The 15,674-nt window shown below is 70.1% G+C and carries 14 protein-coding genes and 1 tRNA gene; 5 read left to right on the top strand and 10 right to left on the bottom strand.

Translation table 11 applies throughout. The features are described from left to right. Window positions 1–126: 126 nt before the first annotated feature. Window positions 127–483 (top strand): RidA family protein, encoded by a 357-nt coding sequence (locus tag ABIC70_RS17455; RefSeq protein WP_043354990.1) that lies wholly within the window; start codon window positions 127–129, stop codon window positions 481–483. Beyond that, the gene (locus ABIC70_RS17450; protein ID WP_278306671.1) at window positions 480–1,607 is read left to right on the top strand and encodes a polyamine ABC transporter substrate-binding protein; all 1,128 of its coding nucleotides are present in this window, start codon (window positions 480–482) and stop codon (window positions 1,605–1,607) included. Before ABIC70_RS17455 ends, ABIC70_RS17450 begins: the two co-directional genes overlap by 4 nt. Window positions 1,608–1,756: 149 nt before the next feature. Here the strand turns inward: ABIC70_RS17450 and ABIC70_RS17445 are convergent, their stop codons facing one another. From ABIC70_RS17445 to ABIC70_RS17430, 4 genes are all read right to left on the bottom strand, one after another. Then, complete coding sequence (locus tag ABIC70_RS17445) at window positions 1,757–2,428, bottom strand: ankyrin repeat domain-containing protein (protein ID WP_279899660.1); 672 nt, start codon at window positions 2,426–2,428, stop codon at window positions 1,757–1,759. A 210-nt stretch (window positions 2,429–2,638) separates the two neighbouring features. Beyond that, window positions 2,639–3,040, bottom strand: coding sequence for a DUF3597 domain-containing protein (locus ABIC70_RS17440; RefSeq protein ID WP_043388871.1), 402 nt, complete (start codon window positions 3,038–3,040; stop codon window positions 2,639–2,641). Window positions 3,041–3,137: 97 nt separating this feature from the next. Continuing rightward, window positions 3,138–3,461, bottom strand: coding sequence for a hypothetical protein (locus ABIC70_RS17435; RefSeq protein ID WP_043388869.1), 324 nt, complete (start codon window positions 3,459–3,461; stop codon window positions 3,138–3,140). A gap of 23 nt (window positions 3,462–3,484) precedes the next feature. Continuing rightward, window positions 3,485–5,335: a DEAD/DEAH box helicase gene (locus tag ABIC70_RS17430; protein WP_075379769.1), complete on the bottom strand. Its 1,851-nt coding sequence runs from the start codon at window positions 5,333–5,335 to the stop codon at window positions 3,485–3,487. 256 nt (window positions 5,336–5,591) lie between these two features. Between ABIC70_RS17430 and ABIC70_RS17425 the strand changes: the two genes are divergently transcribed. Continuing rightward, window positions 5,592–5,675, top strand: a tRNA-Tyr gene (locus tag ABIC70_RS17425). A 17-nt stretch (window positions 5,676–5,692) separates the two neighbouring features. Here the strand turns inward: ABIC70_RS17425 and ruvC are convergent. Next, window positions 5,693–6,316, bottom strand: coding sequence for a crossover junction endodeoxyribonuclease RuvC (ruvC, locus tag ABIC70_RS17420; RefSeq protein WP_043388865.1), 624 nt, complete (start codon window positions 6,314–6,316; stop codon window positions 5,693–5,695). Between the two features lie 113 nt (window positions 6,317–6,429). On the opposite strand from ruvC, the gene ABIC70_RS17415 reads away from it, so the two are divergent. Together ABIC70_RS17415 and ABIC70_RS17410 are read left to right on the top strand one after the other, a co-directional pair. Then, a complete protein-coding gene (locus ABIC70_RS17415; RefSeq protein ID WP_043388863.1) occupies window positions 6,430–7,398 on the top strand; it encodes a tyrosine recombinase XerC in 969 nt (322 codons plus the stop codon). A 155-nt stretch (window positions 7,399–7,553) separates the two neighbouring features. Then, a complete protein-coding gene (locus ABIC70_RS17410) occupies window positions 7,554–8,411 on the top strand; it encodes a response regulator (protein WP_043354938.1) in 858 nt (285 codons plus the stop codon). 213 nt (window positions 8,412–8,624) lie between these two features. Here the strand turns inward: ABIC70_RS17410 and lpdA are convergent, their stop codons facing one another. From lpdA to ABIC70_RS17385, 5 genes are all read right to left on the bottom strand, one after another. Next, window positions 8,625–10,028, bottom strand: a complete 1,404-nt coding sequence (lpdA, locus tag ABIC70_RS17405; RefSeq protein WP_043756043.1) for a dihydrolipoyl dehydrogenase — start codon at window positions 10,026–10,028, stop codon at window positions 8,625–8,627. 67 nt (window positions 10,029–10,095) lie between these two features. Further along, a complete protein-coding gene (locus tag ABIC70_RS17400) occupies window positions 10,096–10,851 on the bottom strand; it encodes an SDR family oxidoreductase (protein WP_354440318.1) in 756 nt (251 codons plus the stop codon). A gap of 7 nt (window positions 10,852–10,858) precedes the next feature. Then, window positions 10,859–12,187, bottom strand: coding sequence for a 2-oxoglutarate dehydrogenase complex dihydrolipoyllysine-residue succinyltransferase (odhB, locus tag ABIC70_RS17395; protein ID WP_075379766.1), 1,329 nt, complete (start codon window positions 12,185–12,187; stop codon window positions 10,859–10,861). Between the two features lie 49 nt (window positions 12,188–12,236). Beyond that, complete coding sequence (locus ABIC70_RS17390) at window positions 12,237–12,536, bottom strand: YciI family protein (RefSeq protein ID WP_043388853.1); 300 nt, start codon at window positions 12,534–12,536, stop codon at window positions 12,237–12,239. Window positions 12,537–12,546: 10 nt separating this feature from the next. Further along, entirely contained in the window at window positions 12,547–15,546 is a 3,000-nt protein-coding gene (locus tag ABIC70_RS17385; protein WP_043388850.1) for a 2-oxoglutarate dehydrogenase E1 component, read from the bottom strand. Between the last annotated feature and the right edge of the window lie 128 nt (window positions 15,547–15,674).

The raw sequence follows: 15,674 nt of genomic DNA, 5'->3' as shown, positions 1-15,674 counted from the left end.
GTTGCCCGCACCCTGCCCCGCGGTGACGATTTTCCGCGTGTTCCAGCGGTGCGTGCGTGTGTGGCCCTTTACGGCCAGGTGGGTGCGACGGCAGATACGCCGGTTCTCAAGGTTGTGGAGGCGGGTATGGACATTCAGCGGATCGAGCCGGGCAAGCGGATGTCGCAGGCCGTCGTCTTCGGCGACATGGTCTATCTCGCCGGTCAGGTCGCGTCCGACACGGTCGGCACCGGGGTGACGATCCAGACCCAGCAGATCCTGTCGGAGATCGACCGTCTCCTGGCCGCTGCCGGCAGCGACAAGGCGCGCATCCTCGCGGCCACGATCTACCTCGCCGACATCGCCACCTTCGCGGAGATGAACGCCGCGTGGGATGCCTGGGTCTCCCCGGAGAACCCGCCGGCGCGCGCCACCGTCGAGGCCAAGCTCGCGGCGCCCGAGTACCTCGTGGAGATCGTGATCGTGGCCGCGAAGAGCCGATGAGCGGCCGCCGTCGCTCGGTGCTGGCGGCCGCCGCGGCCGCCCTGCTGGGAGGCGTCCTGGCGGCCCTGCCCCTCGTGCGGCCCGCCCCGGCCGCCGAGGAGCGGGTCGTCAACATCTACAATTGGTCGGATTACATCGACCCGAAGGTGCTTGAGGCCTTCACCCGCGAGACCGGCATCAAGGTCGTCTACGACACCTACGACAACAACGAGATCCTGGAGACCAAGCTGCTCGCCGGCCGGTCCGGCTACGACATCGTCGTGCCGTCGGGGCCCTACCTGCAGCGGCTGATCCGGGCCGGCGCCTTCCTGCCGCTGGACAAGTCCAAGCTCAAGAACCTCGGCAATCTCTGGCCGGAGGTCACCAGCCGGCTGGCGGCCTACGACCCCGGCAACACCTATGCCGTCGACTACATGTGGGGCACGACCGGTATCGGCTACAACGTCGCCGCCGTCCGCGAGCGGCTGGGTCCCAATGCGTCGCTGAACTCTTGGAGCGTCGTCCTCAATCCCGCTTCGGCGAACAAGCTGAAGGAGTGCGGGATCATGATGCTCGACAGCCCCGAGGATCTGATCCCCAGCCTGCTCCCGGTCTTCGGCGCCAAGGCGGATTCGAAGCGCTGGGACGACCTGACCCTGGTGACCGACGCCCTCTACAAGGTGCGCGGCGCCGTGCGGAAGTTCCACTCGTCGGAATACATCCAGGCGCTGGCCAACGGCGATATCTGCCTGGCGGTGGGCTATTCCGGCGACATCATGCAGGCCAAGCGCCGGGCCGAGGAGGCCAAGAACGGGATCGACATCGCCTACGTGGTGCCGAAAGAGGGTGCGCTGATGTGGTTCGACACCTTCGCGATCCCAAAGGATGCCGCCCACCCGGCCGAGGCCCTGGCCTTCATCGACTACATGATGCGGCCCGATGTGGCGGCGGCCAACACCAACTTCGTGTCCTATGCCAGCGGCAACCTCGCGGCGAAGAAATTCGTGAAGCCCGAGATCCTGAACAATACCGGAATCTACCCGGACGAGGCGACGATGCAGCGCCTGTCGATCAACACCGCCTGGGACGACCGCACCCAGCGCTTCGTCACCCGGCTCTGGACTCGGGTCCGCACCGGGCGCTGACGGGCGAGAGCCGGGGGGAGGCGTGTGCCTCTCGGCCCCCCGCCGATGCGAAGTGCCGCGGGGGCTTCGCGGCGGATCGGACGGATGGGGCGTGGCCGGCCCGGGCATGCCTTGGCCGCGCTGTCGCATCGGACCCTGTGGAGGTTCCGTCAGCGCGCCTCGTCCAGCGGGATGTCGTGATTGATCAGCCAAGTGCGGACGGCGGAGCGGGTCTGCCGCGCGGCATCGTTCAGCAGATGATCGGGCGTCGTGAAGAAATACGGCTGGAATGTCTTCTGCTGTGCATTGCGCAGCGTCGGGTCGAGGCCGGCCTGAAGCAGCCTCAGCACCCACGGGTTGGCCGCACCGACCTGCGCTGCCAGATGGAGCAGGGAATTGCCGGTGTCATCGACCCGGTTCGGGTCCGCGCCGGCCTGAAGCAGCGACGCAATCTGTGCCTGCCGGCGATTCTGGACTGCACGGAACAGGGGCGTCCAGTGACGGGGCACGCTCACGGGATCGACCGGCGCGCCGTGCCGCAGCAGGATCTCCAGATAGTGCGGATCCTCGACCATCGCCGCCATGTGCATGACGGTCTCTTGGTCGAGGCCCGGTTCGGACGGGTCGGCGCCGGCCTCGAGAAGCGCGGACAATGCGCGCGGCTGCCCGTTCCAGATCGCCCATTCGAGGAGGGTCATGTTCTGGTCGCCGCGGTCGGACAGGTTCACGCCCGGGGCCAGCGCGGCGATGCCGGCGAGATCGCCGCGGGCGACGGCGGCGGCGATGGGTGCGAGGTGCAGCCCTCGGAATGGGTCCCTGTGATGCCCCATCGGTATGGACATGACCGATCGCTCCCCGGCGCCCCGTGATTCGGCGCTGTGTGATGCGATCCATGTGATCGGAAAGGACAGGGCCGCTGCAAGGCCCGCTGCCGGGGACAAGCGCAGGCGCTTGGCAGCCTCGCTTCTCCCGCTCGCATCGTCCGGGACAGTGCCGCGGGCTGCCGTCACAGGCTGCCCGCGGCGATGCTCAGGTAAGATGAAACGGGCGATCTAGTGCTTCAGATCGTCCGGAACCTTGCCGCCGTTCTCGGCGAGCTTCTGCATGACCTGCTTGTGCAGCCAGATGTTCATGCTGGCCGAATCGTCCTTGTCGCCGGTGTAGTGCAGCTCGTCGGCAAGCTGCTTGCGCGAGGCGAGACCGGAATCGAGGCCCAGCAGCTTCATCAGGTCGACGATCGAGTGGCGCCAGTCGAGCTTCTGCGGGTTCTTCTCGGCGAGGCCGGTGAGGACCGCCGCGACGTCCACGGGTTCGCCGCCGGCGGTGCCGGGGGCCGACGGGGTGGACGGGGCGCTCGTGCCGGTCGTACCGCCGGAGGGGGCGGGGGCCGCGTCCGCGCTACCCCCGCCGAACGGATGGAGGATTTTGCTGACGATGCTGCCGAGAAGGCTCATGGATCCGCTCCGATGATCGAGGCCCGATCTCCGCACCGGGCGGCCATTCAACTGGCTGTGAGGCCGGGCGTTCCGAGACTCGGCGGGGGCCGGGCGATCAGATCGGCTTAAAGAGGGCGCCGACGAGCGCGGCCCGCTCCTGCGCGAGCGTGCCGTGCGGGCCCGGCTGGCCGGCGCGGCCGTACCAGTAGCGCGCATTGCCGTCATCGCCCTCGATCCTGTGGAGATGGGCGTGCACCCAGGCGGCATCGGGCCCGGCGGCGTCCTGAACGAGGCGGTGGGCCCGGTCCCAGGCGGCGGAGGCGGGTCCGGACGGATCGTGGGCGAGCCACCAGAGCGCGGCGAGCGGTGCGGGCCAGCCGGGCGGCGGCTCGGGCGCCGAGAGTGTCGCGGTGAAGGCGGCGGGCAGGCTCTCGGTCACGGCTCTCTCCCTCCCGCGCCGGTTCAGCGGCCGGCGGCGCGCTCCGGCTGCCAGCGGCCGCGGCGCTGGCGGGCGGACCACGCGTAGCGGGCATCGCCGTCGAGGCAGTCGAGATGGTCGGCGAGGCGGTTGCGTTCAAGCCAGGACAAGGCCGCCTCCAGCTCGGGCAGGGTCATGGTCGCACGCCCCTTGCCGAGGACGCGCTTGAGCACGGCGTTGTACCGGTGGGCGAGGTTGCCGCCGCGGGGCACCCGCAGGGACGTCTCGTCCTCGACCGCCTGGGCCGCCACCGCGGCGGCGAGCCGCTGGCGCAGGGTCCGCTCGGTGATCGACGGCGGTTCGGGCGCGGGTGTCGTGGGGACAGGCTCGGGCAGGCGGGGGCGCAGCAGGGCGTAGCGCAGCCCGATCGCGTTGCTCTCCAGGGGCGTGATCCCGGCCGGCTCGTCGTCGCGCCAGCGGGTCCGCTCGGGCACGATGGCGCTCGCCGGCCGCTCGCGGGGCGGCCGCACGCTGCTGCCCTGCTCGGTCTCCAGTTCCAGGCGGAACCGGGCGAAGAGCGGGTCGTCGGGGTGGAAGATCAGGGCCTGCTGCCCGTCGTAGGGGCCCGCATGCGGATCGACCCGGGTGGCCCGGGCGAGCATTTGCTCCAGCCAGGGCCGCGAGCGGATATGGGTCAGCGCTGCGACCACCGCGACCTCGGGGGCGTCGAGGCCCTCATACGCCATGGCCACCGTCACCAGCACGGCCGGTTCCGGCGTGAGCCGGAACGCGGCGAGCGCCGCGTGGGCGTCGCCCTGGCCGGAGGTCGCGAGCCGGACGTCGCGCTCGCCCTGCCCGGCCGGCATCCAGTCCCGCAGGGTGGCGAGGTAGGCCCGCGCGCTCGCCTGATCGGGCGCCACCACGAGGAGCTTGCCGAGCCCCCGGGCCGGCTCGCCGGGCGGGAGATCCCGCTCGGCCCGGCGCCGGGCACGCAGGCGCTTCGTGGCGAAGAAGGCCTCGCTCAGCAGGTCGCGGGCGAAGCCGGTCCGCAGGGCGGTGAACAGGGCCGGCCGGGTGGTGATCCGGACCGAGCCCGCACCCAGCCGGTGCGGGCCGACCCGCGGACTGTCGCCGGCGATCCGGCCGCCCTCCAGCCAGCTGGCCTCGCCGTCGATGGCGCCGAAGGTCACCGGCAGCACCGCCCGCTCGGCCAGCGCCTGGGCCCGCGAATAGCCGATCACCGCGAGGCCGGGCGCGTCGAGGTCGAGATCCGGCCCGCGGCCGGGCGCGGCGGGCTGATAGGGCAGGCCGAGGATGCGTCGCCCGTCCGCGCGCTCCAGCGTCCCGGACAGGTAGAGGCGAACGGTCGCTGCCTCCATGACGGGCAGCATCGCGCGGGACCACGCCCCCGCTTCCGCGTCCTCGGCGGCGTTCTCGTCGGCGCCGGGCCGTCCGGGCACCGGCAGGTGATGGACCTCATCGACGACCAGCAGGGTCCGGTGCGCCCGGGCTTCCGCGAGGTGGAGCGCCGGGGCGGCGGCGACCGCCTGATAGGTGGTGACGTAGCCGGCCAGACCCCGCGCCGGGTCGCGCTCGTTGTCCGCCGCCCGCACGCTGAGAGCGTGCCCGAACGCGGCGCGCCAGAGTGGGTCGGCGAAAGCCTCCTCCGCCTGCAATCGCAGGGAATCCCGCGGCACCACCCAGACCACGCGTTCGACGAGCCCGGCGGCGATCAGCCCGTGCGCGGCGATCACCGGCAGCAGCGACTTGCCGCCGCCCGGCGTCACCGCGGCCAGGATCTTCCGGACATGGGCCGCCTCGCCGCGCGCCATGGCCGCGACCAGGGCCATCAGCGTGCGCTGGTGGGACCGCAGAGACGGGGCGGGGCGGGTCAAGGACTGGCGAAGCAGGATGACATCCGCGCACCGTGGCCGATCCGGATTCCTTTGTGAATCCCTGGAGTCGCGGAACGTTCGCGTTTTCGTCCCCGTCCCGGAGGGGCGGACAGGGAGGCGCTCGCGCGGTGCGATCGATCGAAACCGCACCGCTCTCCACGGTTGCCGCACGCGCCAACGCGGATCAGCTCACCATAAGCGTTGACACCCGGCCGCCCCCTCACCATAAGGGCGCCGCGGGTGAGAAACCTGCCTTGGGGGAATGTCCCGAGCGGCAAAGGGGGCGGACTGTAAATCCGCTGCGTAAGCTTCGTAGGTTCGAGTCCTACTTCCCCCACCAAGTTCTTCCCGATCCCGTCAGCCCTGTTTCGCCAATGCGGCCTCGATGCGCGCGGCTGCGGCGGCGGAGAATCCCTTCCCTTCGAGCCCCTGTCCCGCGGCCGCCTGGCCGGTGAGCGTGCGGCGCTTGCCCTTCGGCAGATGCGCCTGCCGAAGGGCGTGGGCGTCCCGATGGCTGGCATGGGTGATCGCGATGGCCAGCGCGTCGGCGGCGTCCGCCACGCGGAACTCGGCCTTCGGCAGGAGGAAGCGCACCATCGCCTGGATCTGTACCTTCTCGGCGTGACCGGAGCCCGCCACGGTCTTCTTGATCAGGTTCGCGGCGTATTCGAACACGGGCAGGCCGGCGAGGGCCGGCACCACCAGCGCCATCGCCCGGGCGTGACCCAGCTTGAGCGTCGCCTGCGCGTCCTTGTTGACGAAGGTCTCCTCCACGGCGACCTCGTCGGGCCGCACGGTCTCGACGATGCGGCTGATCCCCTCGAACAGCTCGCGCAGGCGCAGGGCCAGCGGCAGGTCGCCGTCCGAGGTCACGACGCCGCAATCGCCGTAGGTGAGCTTCGTGCCCTGCGCGGTGATCAGGCCCCAGCCGGTGCGGCGCAGGCCGGGATCGATGCCGAGGATGCGGATGGGGGTTGTCATGGGGCTCCACGGCTCGGTGAACGGCCCGAGGCTGCCGTACGTATCGTGAACACCCGGTTTCACCAAGGCAGGGTCTTAAGCTCCCAGCAAGGATGATCCGGTCGAGTGGCACCATGAGCGCGCACGAAACCGAAGGCGATCGGCTGCTGTTTCCGGGCGATGCCCGCCTCCGCGCGGCCGTCCAGGCCTGGATCGAGGGGCTGGCCCGCGAGCGGCGAATGTCGCCCAACACCGTCGAGGCTTACGGGCGTGACCTCCGTCAGTTTCTCCACCACCTCGCGTCGCGGCAGAGCACGCCGACCATCCCGATGCTCGTCGGCTTGAAGGTGCGGGACATCCGCGCCTTCATGGCGGCGCGCCGGGCCGAGGAGGTCTCCGGGCGCTCGCTGATGCGCATGCTCGCGGGCCTGCGCTCCTTCGCACGCTTCCTCGAACGCGAGGGCTTCGGCACCGTCTCGGCCCTGGGCGGCGTGCGCTCGCCCAAGGTTCCGCGGCGGCTTCCGCGACCCCTGCCCGTCAGCGCCGCCGTGGCGTTGACCGACACGGCGATTCGCGCCGGCGAGGAACGCGCGCCCTGGGTTCTCGCCCGGGATGCCGCCGTGCTGGCGCTGCTCTACGGCGCAGGCCTGCGCATCTCCGAGGCCCTCGGACTGACTCGCCGCGACGCGCCCCTGCCCGGGGTCGACCAGGTCACCGTGCTCGGCAAGGGCGGCAAGCAGCGCATGGTGCCGATCCTGCCCGTGGTGGCGCAGGCCGTGGCCGACTACCTCGCCGCCTGCCCGCTGCCGCTGCCGCCGGAGGGGCCGCTCTTCGTCGGCGCGCGCGGGGGGGCCCTGTCGCCGCGGATCATCCAGTATACGGTGGCCCGCGCGCGGGGAGCCCTCGGCCTGCCCGACAGCGCCACGCCGCACGCCCTGCGGCACTCCTTCGCCACCCATCTGCTGGCCCGCCAGGGTGAATTGCGCGCGATCCAGGAACTCCTCGGCCACGCCTCCCTGTCCACCACTCAGCTCTACACCCAGGTCGATGCCGCCCGTCTCATGAGCGCCTACGCGGCGGCCCATCCCCGGGCGGGTCGCTGATCAAGAGTGCTGGAAGTTTCGACTTCGGGGCTGTTCAACATCATCTATAGACGCGTCATCCGATCGGCTCATTGCACAACCGCACTTTTTAAGAGCTTCGTCACGATCTTCAGCCACTATGAGCATGAACATTCGGATCGGCTTGGGCGGGCGTCATGGAGCTTGAGGACGGAGGGGCGCCGGCACGTGTCGTGATCGCGGATTGCGATCCGGGCCGGCGCCTCTCCCTGCGAGAGATCGTCCTGCGCTTCGATCCACGCGCCGTGATCGACGAGGCGACCTCCGGTCAGGCGCTCTGCGACATCCTGCTGCGTCACCGCCCGACTCTGGCCTTCGTCGGGCTTCAGCTTGACGACCTGAGCGGGCCCGAAGCCGTCGCCGTGGCGCGTCGCGCGGGTGCGGAGCCGCCCTGTCTGGTTCTGGTCGCCACCCGCGTCCTGCCGCACTGGCAGGAGATCGCCACCAGCCTCGGGGCCTACGAGGTCCTGAAGACCCCCCTCGATCCAGGCCATATCGAGCAGCTGCTCCACGCCGATGCCCGGCGCCGCGCCCCGACCCGGGCTCTGCTCGCCTGCTCGACCCCGGCGGGGCGCTCGGCCATCAGCCGCGTCGTGGCGCGCAGCGGCTTCGCCATCGACCTCGACGAGACGGATGACGGACGCCACGCCCTCAGGCAGCTGAAGTTTGCCGCCTACGACTTCGCCTTCATCGACGTGAAGCTCGGTGGCATCGACGGGCTCGAACTGGCCTGCCAGATCCAGCCCCTCAGCCTTCCGACCCGGATCACACTGTTGACGACGTCCGAGCTGGAGCCCGTCGCCCAGGCCGGCCGCTACTTCGGCGTCGATGCGGTCCTGCGAATGCCGTTCTACGCCCGCGACATCGACCTCGCCTTGCACAACGCCCTGGGCCTGCGCAGGCCCTACCTGCTCAACGCCCTGACGGCGCCGCCCGCACCGAGCGCCCTCCTGCGGATCGCCGACCTGCCGAACTCCCGGCGCAAGATCGCCTGATCCCGCCGCCGGCAGGCGGCCGCGATCTCCCAGTCTCATCCTGAGGTGCCCGCGAAGCGGTCCTCGAAGGGGGCTTTGGGGAGCGGGACGGTCTCCGGCGCCCTGCCTCATGGTCTGCGCTGCGCTCCGGCGACTCAGGACAAGGGGCAGTTCGGAGAGCCGCCCCTTGTGCCAGCGCCCCTGCGGATGGACGCTCGTGCGTCCGCCCGCCACTCAGACGTGGATCGCGCGCTTGCTCACCGCCAGGGCGGCTTCCTTGACGGCCTCGGTCAGCGTCGGATGCGCGTGGCAGGTCCGGGCGATGTCCTCCGAGGAGGCACCGAACTCCATCGCCACCGCCGCCTCGGCGATCAGGTTGCCGGCATCCGCGCCGACGATGTGCACGCCCAGCACCCGGTCGGTCTGGGCGTCGGCCAGCACCTTCACGAAGCCGTCCGTGGTGCCGTTCGCCTTGGCCCGGCCGTTGGCCGTGAAGGGGAACTTGCCGGCATTGTAGGCGACGCCGTCCTTCTTCAACTCCTCCTCGGTCTTGCCCACCGAGGCGACCTCCGGGAACGTGTAGACCACGTTCGGGATCACGCCGTAATTCACGTGGCCGGACTGGCCGGCCAGCATCTCGGCCACCGCGACGCCCTCGTCCTCGGCCTTGTGGGCCAGCATCGGGCCGGCAATCACGTCACCGATGGCGTAGATGCCGGTGACGTTGGTGGCGTAGTGCGAGTCCGTGAGGATCCGGCCCTTGTCGTCCCGCTGGACGCCCACCGTGTCGAGGCCCAGGCCCTCCGTGTAGGGGACCCGGCCGATGCAGACGAGGACCGCGTCCGCCTGGAGCGTTTCCGCCGCGCCGCCCGCGGCCGGCTCCACGGTGACGGTCGCGCCGCCCTTCTTGCCGACCTCGACGCCGGTCACCTTGGTGGACAACTTGAAGGCGATGCCCTGCTTGGTCAGGATCCGCTGGAACTGCTTGCCGACCTCTCCGTCCATGCCGGGCAGCACCCGGTCGAGATACTCGACCACGGTGACCTCGGAGCCGAGCCGGCGCCAGACGGAGCCCAGCTCCAGCCCGATCACGCCGGCGCCGATGACCAGGAGCTTCTTCGGCACCCGGTCGAGCTCCAGGGCGCCGGTCGAGGAGACCACCACCTTCTCGTCGATGGTGACGCCGGGCAGCCGCGCCACGTCCGAGCCGGTGGCGATGACGATGCTCTTGGTCTCGAGCATCTGGTTGCCGCCATCCTCGGACACGACCTCGACCCGGCCGGCACCCGCGATCCGACCGGTGCCGTGGAAGGTCTCGACCTTGTTCTTCTTGAGCAGGAACTCGACGCCCTTTGTGTTGCCCGCCACGCCCTCGGCCTTGAAGGCCATCATCTTCTTCAGGTCGAGCTTCGGCGTGCCGACATCGATGCCGAGATCGGCGAAATGCGTGTTGGCCTCCTCGAACGCCTCGGAGGCGTGCAGCAGGGCCTTGGACGGGATGCAGCCGACATTGAGGCAGGTGCCGCCATGGGTCGCGCGCTTCTCGACCACGGCGGTCCGCAGGCCGAGCTGCGCCGCGCGGATGGCGCACACGTAGCCGCCAGGACCGGTGCCGATGACGACGAGATCGTAGGACATGAGGCTTCGCTTCCGCTCGGTCGTGCCGCGTGTGAGACGGGCAGGGAATGTCAGGTCGGGCTGAGGCTCAGCGGCCGCCGCCGACGTCGAGGATGGCGCCCGTGGTGTAGGAGGCCTCCTCCGAGAGCAGCCACACGATCGGTGCGGCCACCTCCTCGGCGGTGCCGGCCCGCTTCATCGGGACGCCCGGGCCGAGGCGCTCCACCCGGTCCGGCTCGCCGCCGCTGGCATGGATCTCGGTGGCGATGATGCCGGGCGCCACCGCGTTGACCCGGATGCCTTCGGCGGCCACCTCCCGGGCGAGCCCGATCGTCAGCGCGTCGATGGCCCCCTTCGAGGCGGCGTAATCCACGAACTGACCGGGGCCGCCCAGCCGCGCCGCCACCGAGGACAGGTTGACGATGGCGCCCCCTGCCCCGCCGCGCTTGGTCGACATCCGCCGGACCGCCTCGCGGGCGCACAGGAAGCTGCCGACCACGTTGGTTGTCATCATCCGCTGGAGCCGGCCCTCGGTCATGTCGGCGACGTCGGACTTCACGTCGACGACGCCGGCATTGTTGACCAAAGCCGCGAGGCGCCCGAGCCCGTCGGCCGCCCTGAACAGCGCGATGACGTCGGCCTCGCTGCCGACATCGCCCTTCACGGCGCGCGCCTTGCCGCCCTTGGCGGTGATCGCGTCCACCACGGTCTTGGCTGCGGCGGCGTCCGACACGTAGCTCAGGCAGACCGCGTAGCCGCGCTCCGCGAGAAGCAGCGACACGGCCCGGCCGATGCCGCGGCTGCCGCCGGTGACGATCGCAACCCTGTTCTCAGCGCCCGACATGACGACCTCAGAGGTCCAGCACGAGCCGCGCCGGATCCTCCAGCGCCTCCTTCACCCGCACCAGGAAGGTCACGGCCTCCTTACCGTCGACGATGCGATGATCGTACGACAGCGCGAGGTACATCATCGGCCGGGCCTCGATCTTGCCGGCCCGGACCACCGGGCGCTCCTCGATGCGGTGCATGCCGAGGATGCCCGATTGCGGCGCGTTGAGGATCGGCGTCGACATCAGCGAGCCGTAGATGCCGCCGTTGGTGATCGTGAAGGTGCCGCCCTGCATCTCCTCGATGGAGAGCTTGCCGTCGCGGGCCTTCTTGCCGAAGCCCGCGATCTTCTTCTCGATGCCGGCGATCGACAGGTCGTCGGCGTCGCGCACCACCGGCACGACGAGCCCCTTATCGGTCCCGACCGCGATGCCGATGTGGTAGTAGTTCTTGTAGACGAGGTCCTGCCCGTCGATCTCGGCGTTGACCGCCGGCACGTCCTTGAGGGCGCCGATCACCGCCTTGGTGAAGAAGCCCATGAAGCCGAGCTTCGTGCCGTGCTTCTTCTCGAAGATATCCTTGTACTGGCTGCGCATCGCCATCACGGCCGACATGTCGACGTCGTTGAACGTCGTCAGCATCGCCGCCGTGTCCTGCGCGTCCTTGAGGCGGCGCGCGATGGTCTGGCGCAGCTTCGTCATCCGCACGCGTTCCTCGCGCGCGGCGTCGTCCGGCGCCGAGGGCGCGCGCGGCAGGGTCGGTCGGGCCTCCTTGGCGGGCGCGGCCGACGGACCCTTGGCGATGGCGCCGAGCATGTCGCCCTTGGTGACGCGGCCGTCCTTGCCGGAGCCACTGACCGCCGACGGGTCGACGCCGGATTCCCGGGCGAGCTTCGCCACCGCCGGGCCGTTGTCGCCCACCGGGCGCTGCTGGGCTGCCGCCGGAGCGGCGGCGTCGCCGTGGTTGCCGTAGCCGGCAGAGGATTCCTGGGCGGGCGCTTCGGCCTTCGCGGGGGCGGCGGCCTTCGGGGTCTCGCTCCGGCTCTCGGCTTTGATCTCGGCGGCCTCCTTCGGGGCCTCCTTGGGGGCGGCCTTCTTGCCGCTGCCGGCCGCGCCGGCCTCGACGATCGAGCCGAGCAGGGCGCCGGGCTCCACGGTCTCCCCATCCTTGACCAGGATCTCGCCGAGCTCGCCGGCCGCCGGGGCGTTGACCTCCAGGGTGACCTTGTCGGTCTCGAGCTCGACGATCGGCTCGTCGGCCGCGACCGTGTCGCCGGGCTTCTTGAACCAGCGGCCGATCGTGGCCTCGCTCACGGATTCGCCGAGGGTCGGGACGAGGATGTCGGTTGCCATGCTCTCTTCTGCCCCGCGGGGGGCCTCCTCTGGATGTCGGGCCGCGACGTCAGCGCCGCAGGATCAGGGATGGAACGGGCGAGACGGTGTACCGGAAGCCTGCCTGCGCCATCAGGACGGGATCTGCTTCGCCGAGCGCCTCGGCCTGGGCCGCGTCGTCGGCCTCGACCAGGGCCAGGCCCCAGGTGCCGCCGGACTCGAAGACGGGCCCGACCGCGATGGCGGCCCCTGCGGCCGCCTGCTCCATCCAGTAGCCGGAATGAGCCGAGAACAGCGCCTTCTCGGCCTCCGTCGCGTCGAACGGGAAGCTCGGGCGGGGCGGTTCCAGACGGAGCAGGAAATAGGCCATGGCCGGATGATCAGACCGCCAGGGCCTCGTTGAGGAAGGCCTGGAGCTGCGCTTGGTGCTTCGACATCTGGCCGACCGCCGTGGAGGCGGAGGCCGGACGGCCGACGTACCGAGCGCGCTTCACCGCGGAGCCGGCCTGGCCGAGCACCCACTCGAGGTAGGGCTCGACGAAGGACCAGGCGCCCATGTTCTTGGGCTCCTCCTGGCACCAGATCACGTCGGCGTTGCGGAAGCGGGCCATCTCGTTGGCCAGGGCCTTGAGCGGGAACGGGTAGAGCTGCTCGACGCGCATCAGGTAGATGTCGTTGAGCCCGCGCTTCTCCCGCTCCTCCAGCAGGTCGTAATAGACCTTGCCGGAACACAGCACGACGCGGCGGATCTTGTCGTCGCGCACGAGCTTGTTCGGCGCGCCCTCCTCCTCGGCGTCGTCCCAGAGGACGCGGTGGAAGGTCGAGCCCTCGGCCAGCGCGTCGAGGCTGGAGACGGCGCGCTTGTGGCGCAGCAGCGACTTCGGCGTCATCAGCACCAGCGGCTTGCGGAAGTCGCGCTTCAGCTGCCGGCGCAGGATGTGGAAGTAGTTCGCCGGCGTCGTGACGTTGGCGACCTGCATGTTGTCCTCGGCGCAGGCCTGGAGGTAGCGCTCCAGCCGGGCGGAGGAGTGCTCCGGCCCCTGCCCCTCGTAGCCGTGCGGCAGCAGCAGCACGAGGCCGGACATGCGCAGCCACTTGCGCTCGCCGGACGCGATGAACTGGTCGATCACCACCTGGGCGCCGTTGGCGAAATCGCCGAACTGCGCCTCCCAGAGGACCAGGGCGTTCGGCTCGGCCAGGGAGTAGCCGTACTCGAAGCCGAGCACCGCCTCCTCGGAGAGCATCGAGTTGATGATCTCGATGGAGGCCTGGCCCTCACGGATGGCGTTGAGCGGCGTGTAGCGCTGCTCGTTCTCCTGATCGATCACCACCGCGTGGCGCTGCGAGAAGGTGCCGCGCTCGACATCCTGGCCGGAGAGACGGACCCGGTTGCCGTCGAGCAGGGTCGCCCCGAAGGCCAGGGCCTCGGCGGTCGCCCAGTCGATGCCGACACCCGTCTCCACCGCCTTGGCGCGGTTGTCCATGAACCGCTGGATCGTGCGGTGCAGGTGGAAGCCGGGCGGCGCCTGGGTGATCTTGCGCCCGATCTCCTGCAGGGTCTCGGCCGGCACGGCGGTGCGACCCCGGCGCGGATCGTCCACGTCCTCGTGGACCGCCTTCACGCCGGACCAGCGGCCGTCGAGCCAGTCGGCCTTGTTGGCCTTGTAGGTGTTGGCGACGTCGAGCTCGGTGTCGAGCATCCCGCGGAACTCGGCCTTTCGGGCGTCGAGCGCCTCCTGGGTCACGGAGCTGTTCTCGACGAGCTTGCGGCCGTAATTCTCCAGCACCGAGGGATGCTTGCGGATCCGCTGGTACATCTTCGGCTGGGTGAAGGCCGGCTCATCGCCCTCGTTGTGGCCGAAGCGGCGGTAGCAGAGCATGTCGATCACGACCGGCTTGCCGAACTTCTGCCGGTACTCGACCGCCACCTTGGCCGCGAAGGTGACGGCTTCCGGATCGTCGCCGTTGCAGTGGAAGATCGGCGCCTCGACCATCTTGGCGACGTCGGACGGGTAGGGCGAGGAGCGCGAGAAGCGCGGATCGGTGGTGAAGCCGATCTGGTTGTTGATGATGAAGTGGATCGAGCCGCCGGTGCGGTGGCCCTTCAGGCCCGACAGGCCGAAGCACTCGGCCACCACGCCCTGGCCCGCGAAGGCGGCGTCGCCGTGAATCAGCAGCGGCAGCACCGTGCGACGCTCGATGTTGGGTTTGGCCCACTGGTCCTGCTTGGCGCGGACCTTCCCGAGCACCACCGGATCGACGATCTCGAGATGCGAGGGGTTGGCGGTGAGCGACAGGTGGACGTTGTTGCCGTCGAAGGCGCGGTCCGAGGACGCGCCCAGATGGTACTTCACGTCGCCCGAGCCCTCGACCTCGGCCGGGGAAGCCGAGCCGCCCTTGAACTCGTGGAACACCGCCCGGAAGGGCTTCGCCATCACGTTGGTGAGCACGTTGAGCCGGCCGCGATGGGCCATGCCCAGCACGATCTCGCGGACGCCGAGCGCGCCGCCGCGCTTGATGATCTGCTCCAGCGCCGGGATCATCGACTCGCCGCCATCGAGGCCGAAGCGCTTCGTGCCGGTGTACTTCAGGTCCAGGAACTTCTCGAAGCCCTCGGCCTCGATCAGCTTGTTGAGGATCGCGCGGCGGCCCTCGGGCGTGAAGGAGATCTCCTTGTCCTTGCCCTCGATGCGCTCCTGGATCCACGCCTTCTCGGCGGGGTCGGAGATGTGCATGAACTCGACGCCGAGCGTCTGGCAGTAGGTCCGCTCCAGGATGTCGACGATCTCGCGGATCGTGCCGAACTGGAGGCCGAGCACGTTGTCGAGGAAGATCGGGCGGTCCCAGTCGGATTCCTCGGTGAAGCCGTAATGCTGCGGGTGCAGCTCCTCGTGGTCACCGCGGGGGGCGAGCCCGAGCGGGTCGAGCTTGGCGTGCAGGTGGCCGCGCATGCGGTAGGAGCGGATCAGCATGATCGCCCGCACCGAATCCTTCGTCGCCTGCTCCACAGACACGCCGGTGGTTGCGGTGACGCTATCCTGCGGCTTGCCGGGCTTCGCGTCCTTGGCGTCCTTGCCGTCCCGGGCGACGATGCGGTCGCCGACCGCCTTCTCCAGGGCACCCCAATTGCCGTCGAGCGCCGAGACCAGCTCGCCGTTTAGCGGCACCGGCCAGTTGGGCTTCTCCCAGGAGGCGCCGGCGGCGTTCTTCTCGACCAGGGTCTCGTCTTCGCCGAGCCCCTTGAAGAAGGTCTGCCACTCCGGATCCACCGAGGACGGGTTGCGGGCGTAGGCCGCCTGCAATTCCTCGATGTAGGCGGCGTTGGCGCCGTAGAGGAACGAGGTTTCGAGGAGCGCTTCGTTCACGTCCTGGCGTGCCATGGTGCGTCCATCCTGTCGCGCGGGCAGGCTCCCCTGCCCTTCGGGCTCCCCGTCAGCGCGGCGGATCGCCCTCAAACCGAAACGGGGCGGGTGACCGCCCCGCTGAAATCGTCTGCACGCCCGATATG

The organism is Methylobacterium sp. 1973 (genome assembly GCF_040545035.1).
Lineage (GTDB): Bacteria > Pseudomonadota > Alphaproteobacteria > Rhizobiales > Beijerinckiaceae > Methylobacterium > Methylobacterium fujisawaense.
The sequence above is the reverse complement of the archived record's forward strand: the minus strand, read 5'-3'. Positions and strand labels throughout refer to the sequence as shown.

Excerpts from the sequence above, each read along its gene's own strand:
- ABIC70_RS17455 (WP_043354990.1), top strand. The coding sequence starts at position 127 with ATGGACATTCAGCGGATCGAGCCGGGCAAGCGGATGTCGCAGGCCGTC.
- ABIC70_RS17450 (WP_278306671.1), top strand. The coding sequence starts at position 480 with ATGAGCGGCCGCCGTCGCTCGGTGCTGGCGGCCGCCGCGGCCGCCCTG.
- ABIC70_RS17445 (WP_279899660.1), bottom strand. The coding sequence starts at position 2,428 with ATGTCCATACCGATGGGGCATCACAGGGACCCATTCCGAGGGCTGCAC.
- ABIC70_RS17440 (WP_043388871.1), bottom strand. The coding sequence starts at position 3,040 with ATGAGCCTTCTCGGCAGCATCGTCAGCAAAATCCTCCATCCGTTCGGC.
- ruvC (WP_043388865.1), bottom strand. The coding sequence starts at position 6,316 with ATGACAACCCCCATCCGCATCCTCGGCATCGATCCCGGCCTGCGCCGC.
- ABIC70_RS17415 (WP_043388863.1), top strand. The coding sequence starts at position 6,430 with ATGAGCGCGCACGAAACCGAAGGCGATCGGCTGCTGTTTCCGGGCGAT.
- ABIC70_RS17410 (WP_043354938.1), top strand. The coding sequence starts at position 7,554 with ATGGAGCTTGAGGACGGAGGGGCGCCGGCACGTGTCGTGATCGCGGAT.
- lpdA (WP_043756043.1), bottom strand. The coding sequence starts at position 10,028 with ATGTCCTACGATCTCGTCGTCATCGGCACCGGTCCTGGCGGCTACGTG.
- ABIC70_RS17400 (WP_354440318.1), bottom strand. The coding sequence starts at position 10,851 with ATGTCGGGCGCTGAGAACAGGGTTGCGATCGTCACCGGCGGCAGCCGC.
- odhB (WP_075379766.1), bottom strand. The coding sequence starts at position 12,187 with ATGGCAACCGACATCCTCGTCCCGACCCTCGGCGAATCCGTGAGCGAG.
- ABIC70_RS17390 (WP_043388853.1), bottom strand. The coding sequence starts at position 12,536 with ATGGCCTATTTCCTGCTCCGTCTGGAACCGCCCCGCCCGAGCTTCCCG.
- ABIC70_RS17385 (WP_043388850.1), bottom strand. The coding sequence starts at position 15,546 with ATGGCACGCCAGGACGTGAACGAAGCGCTCCTCGAAACCTCGTTCCTC.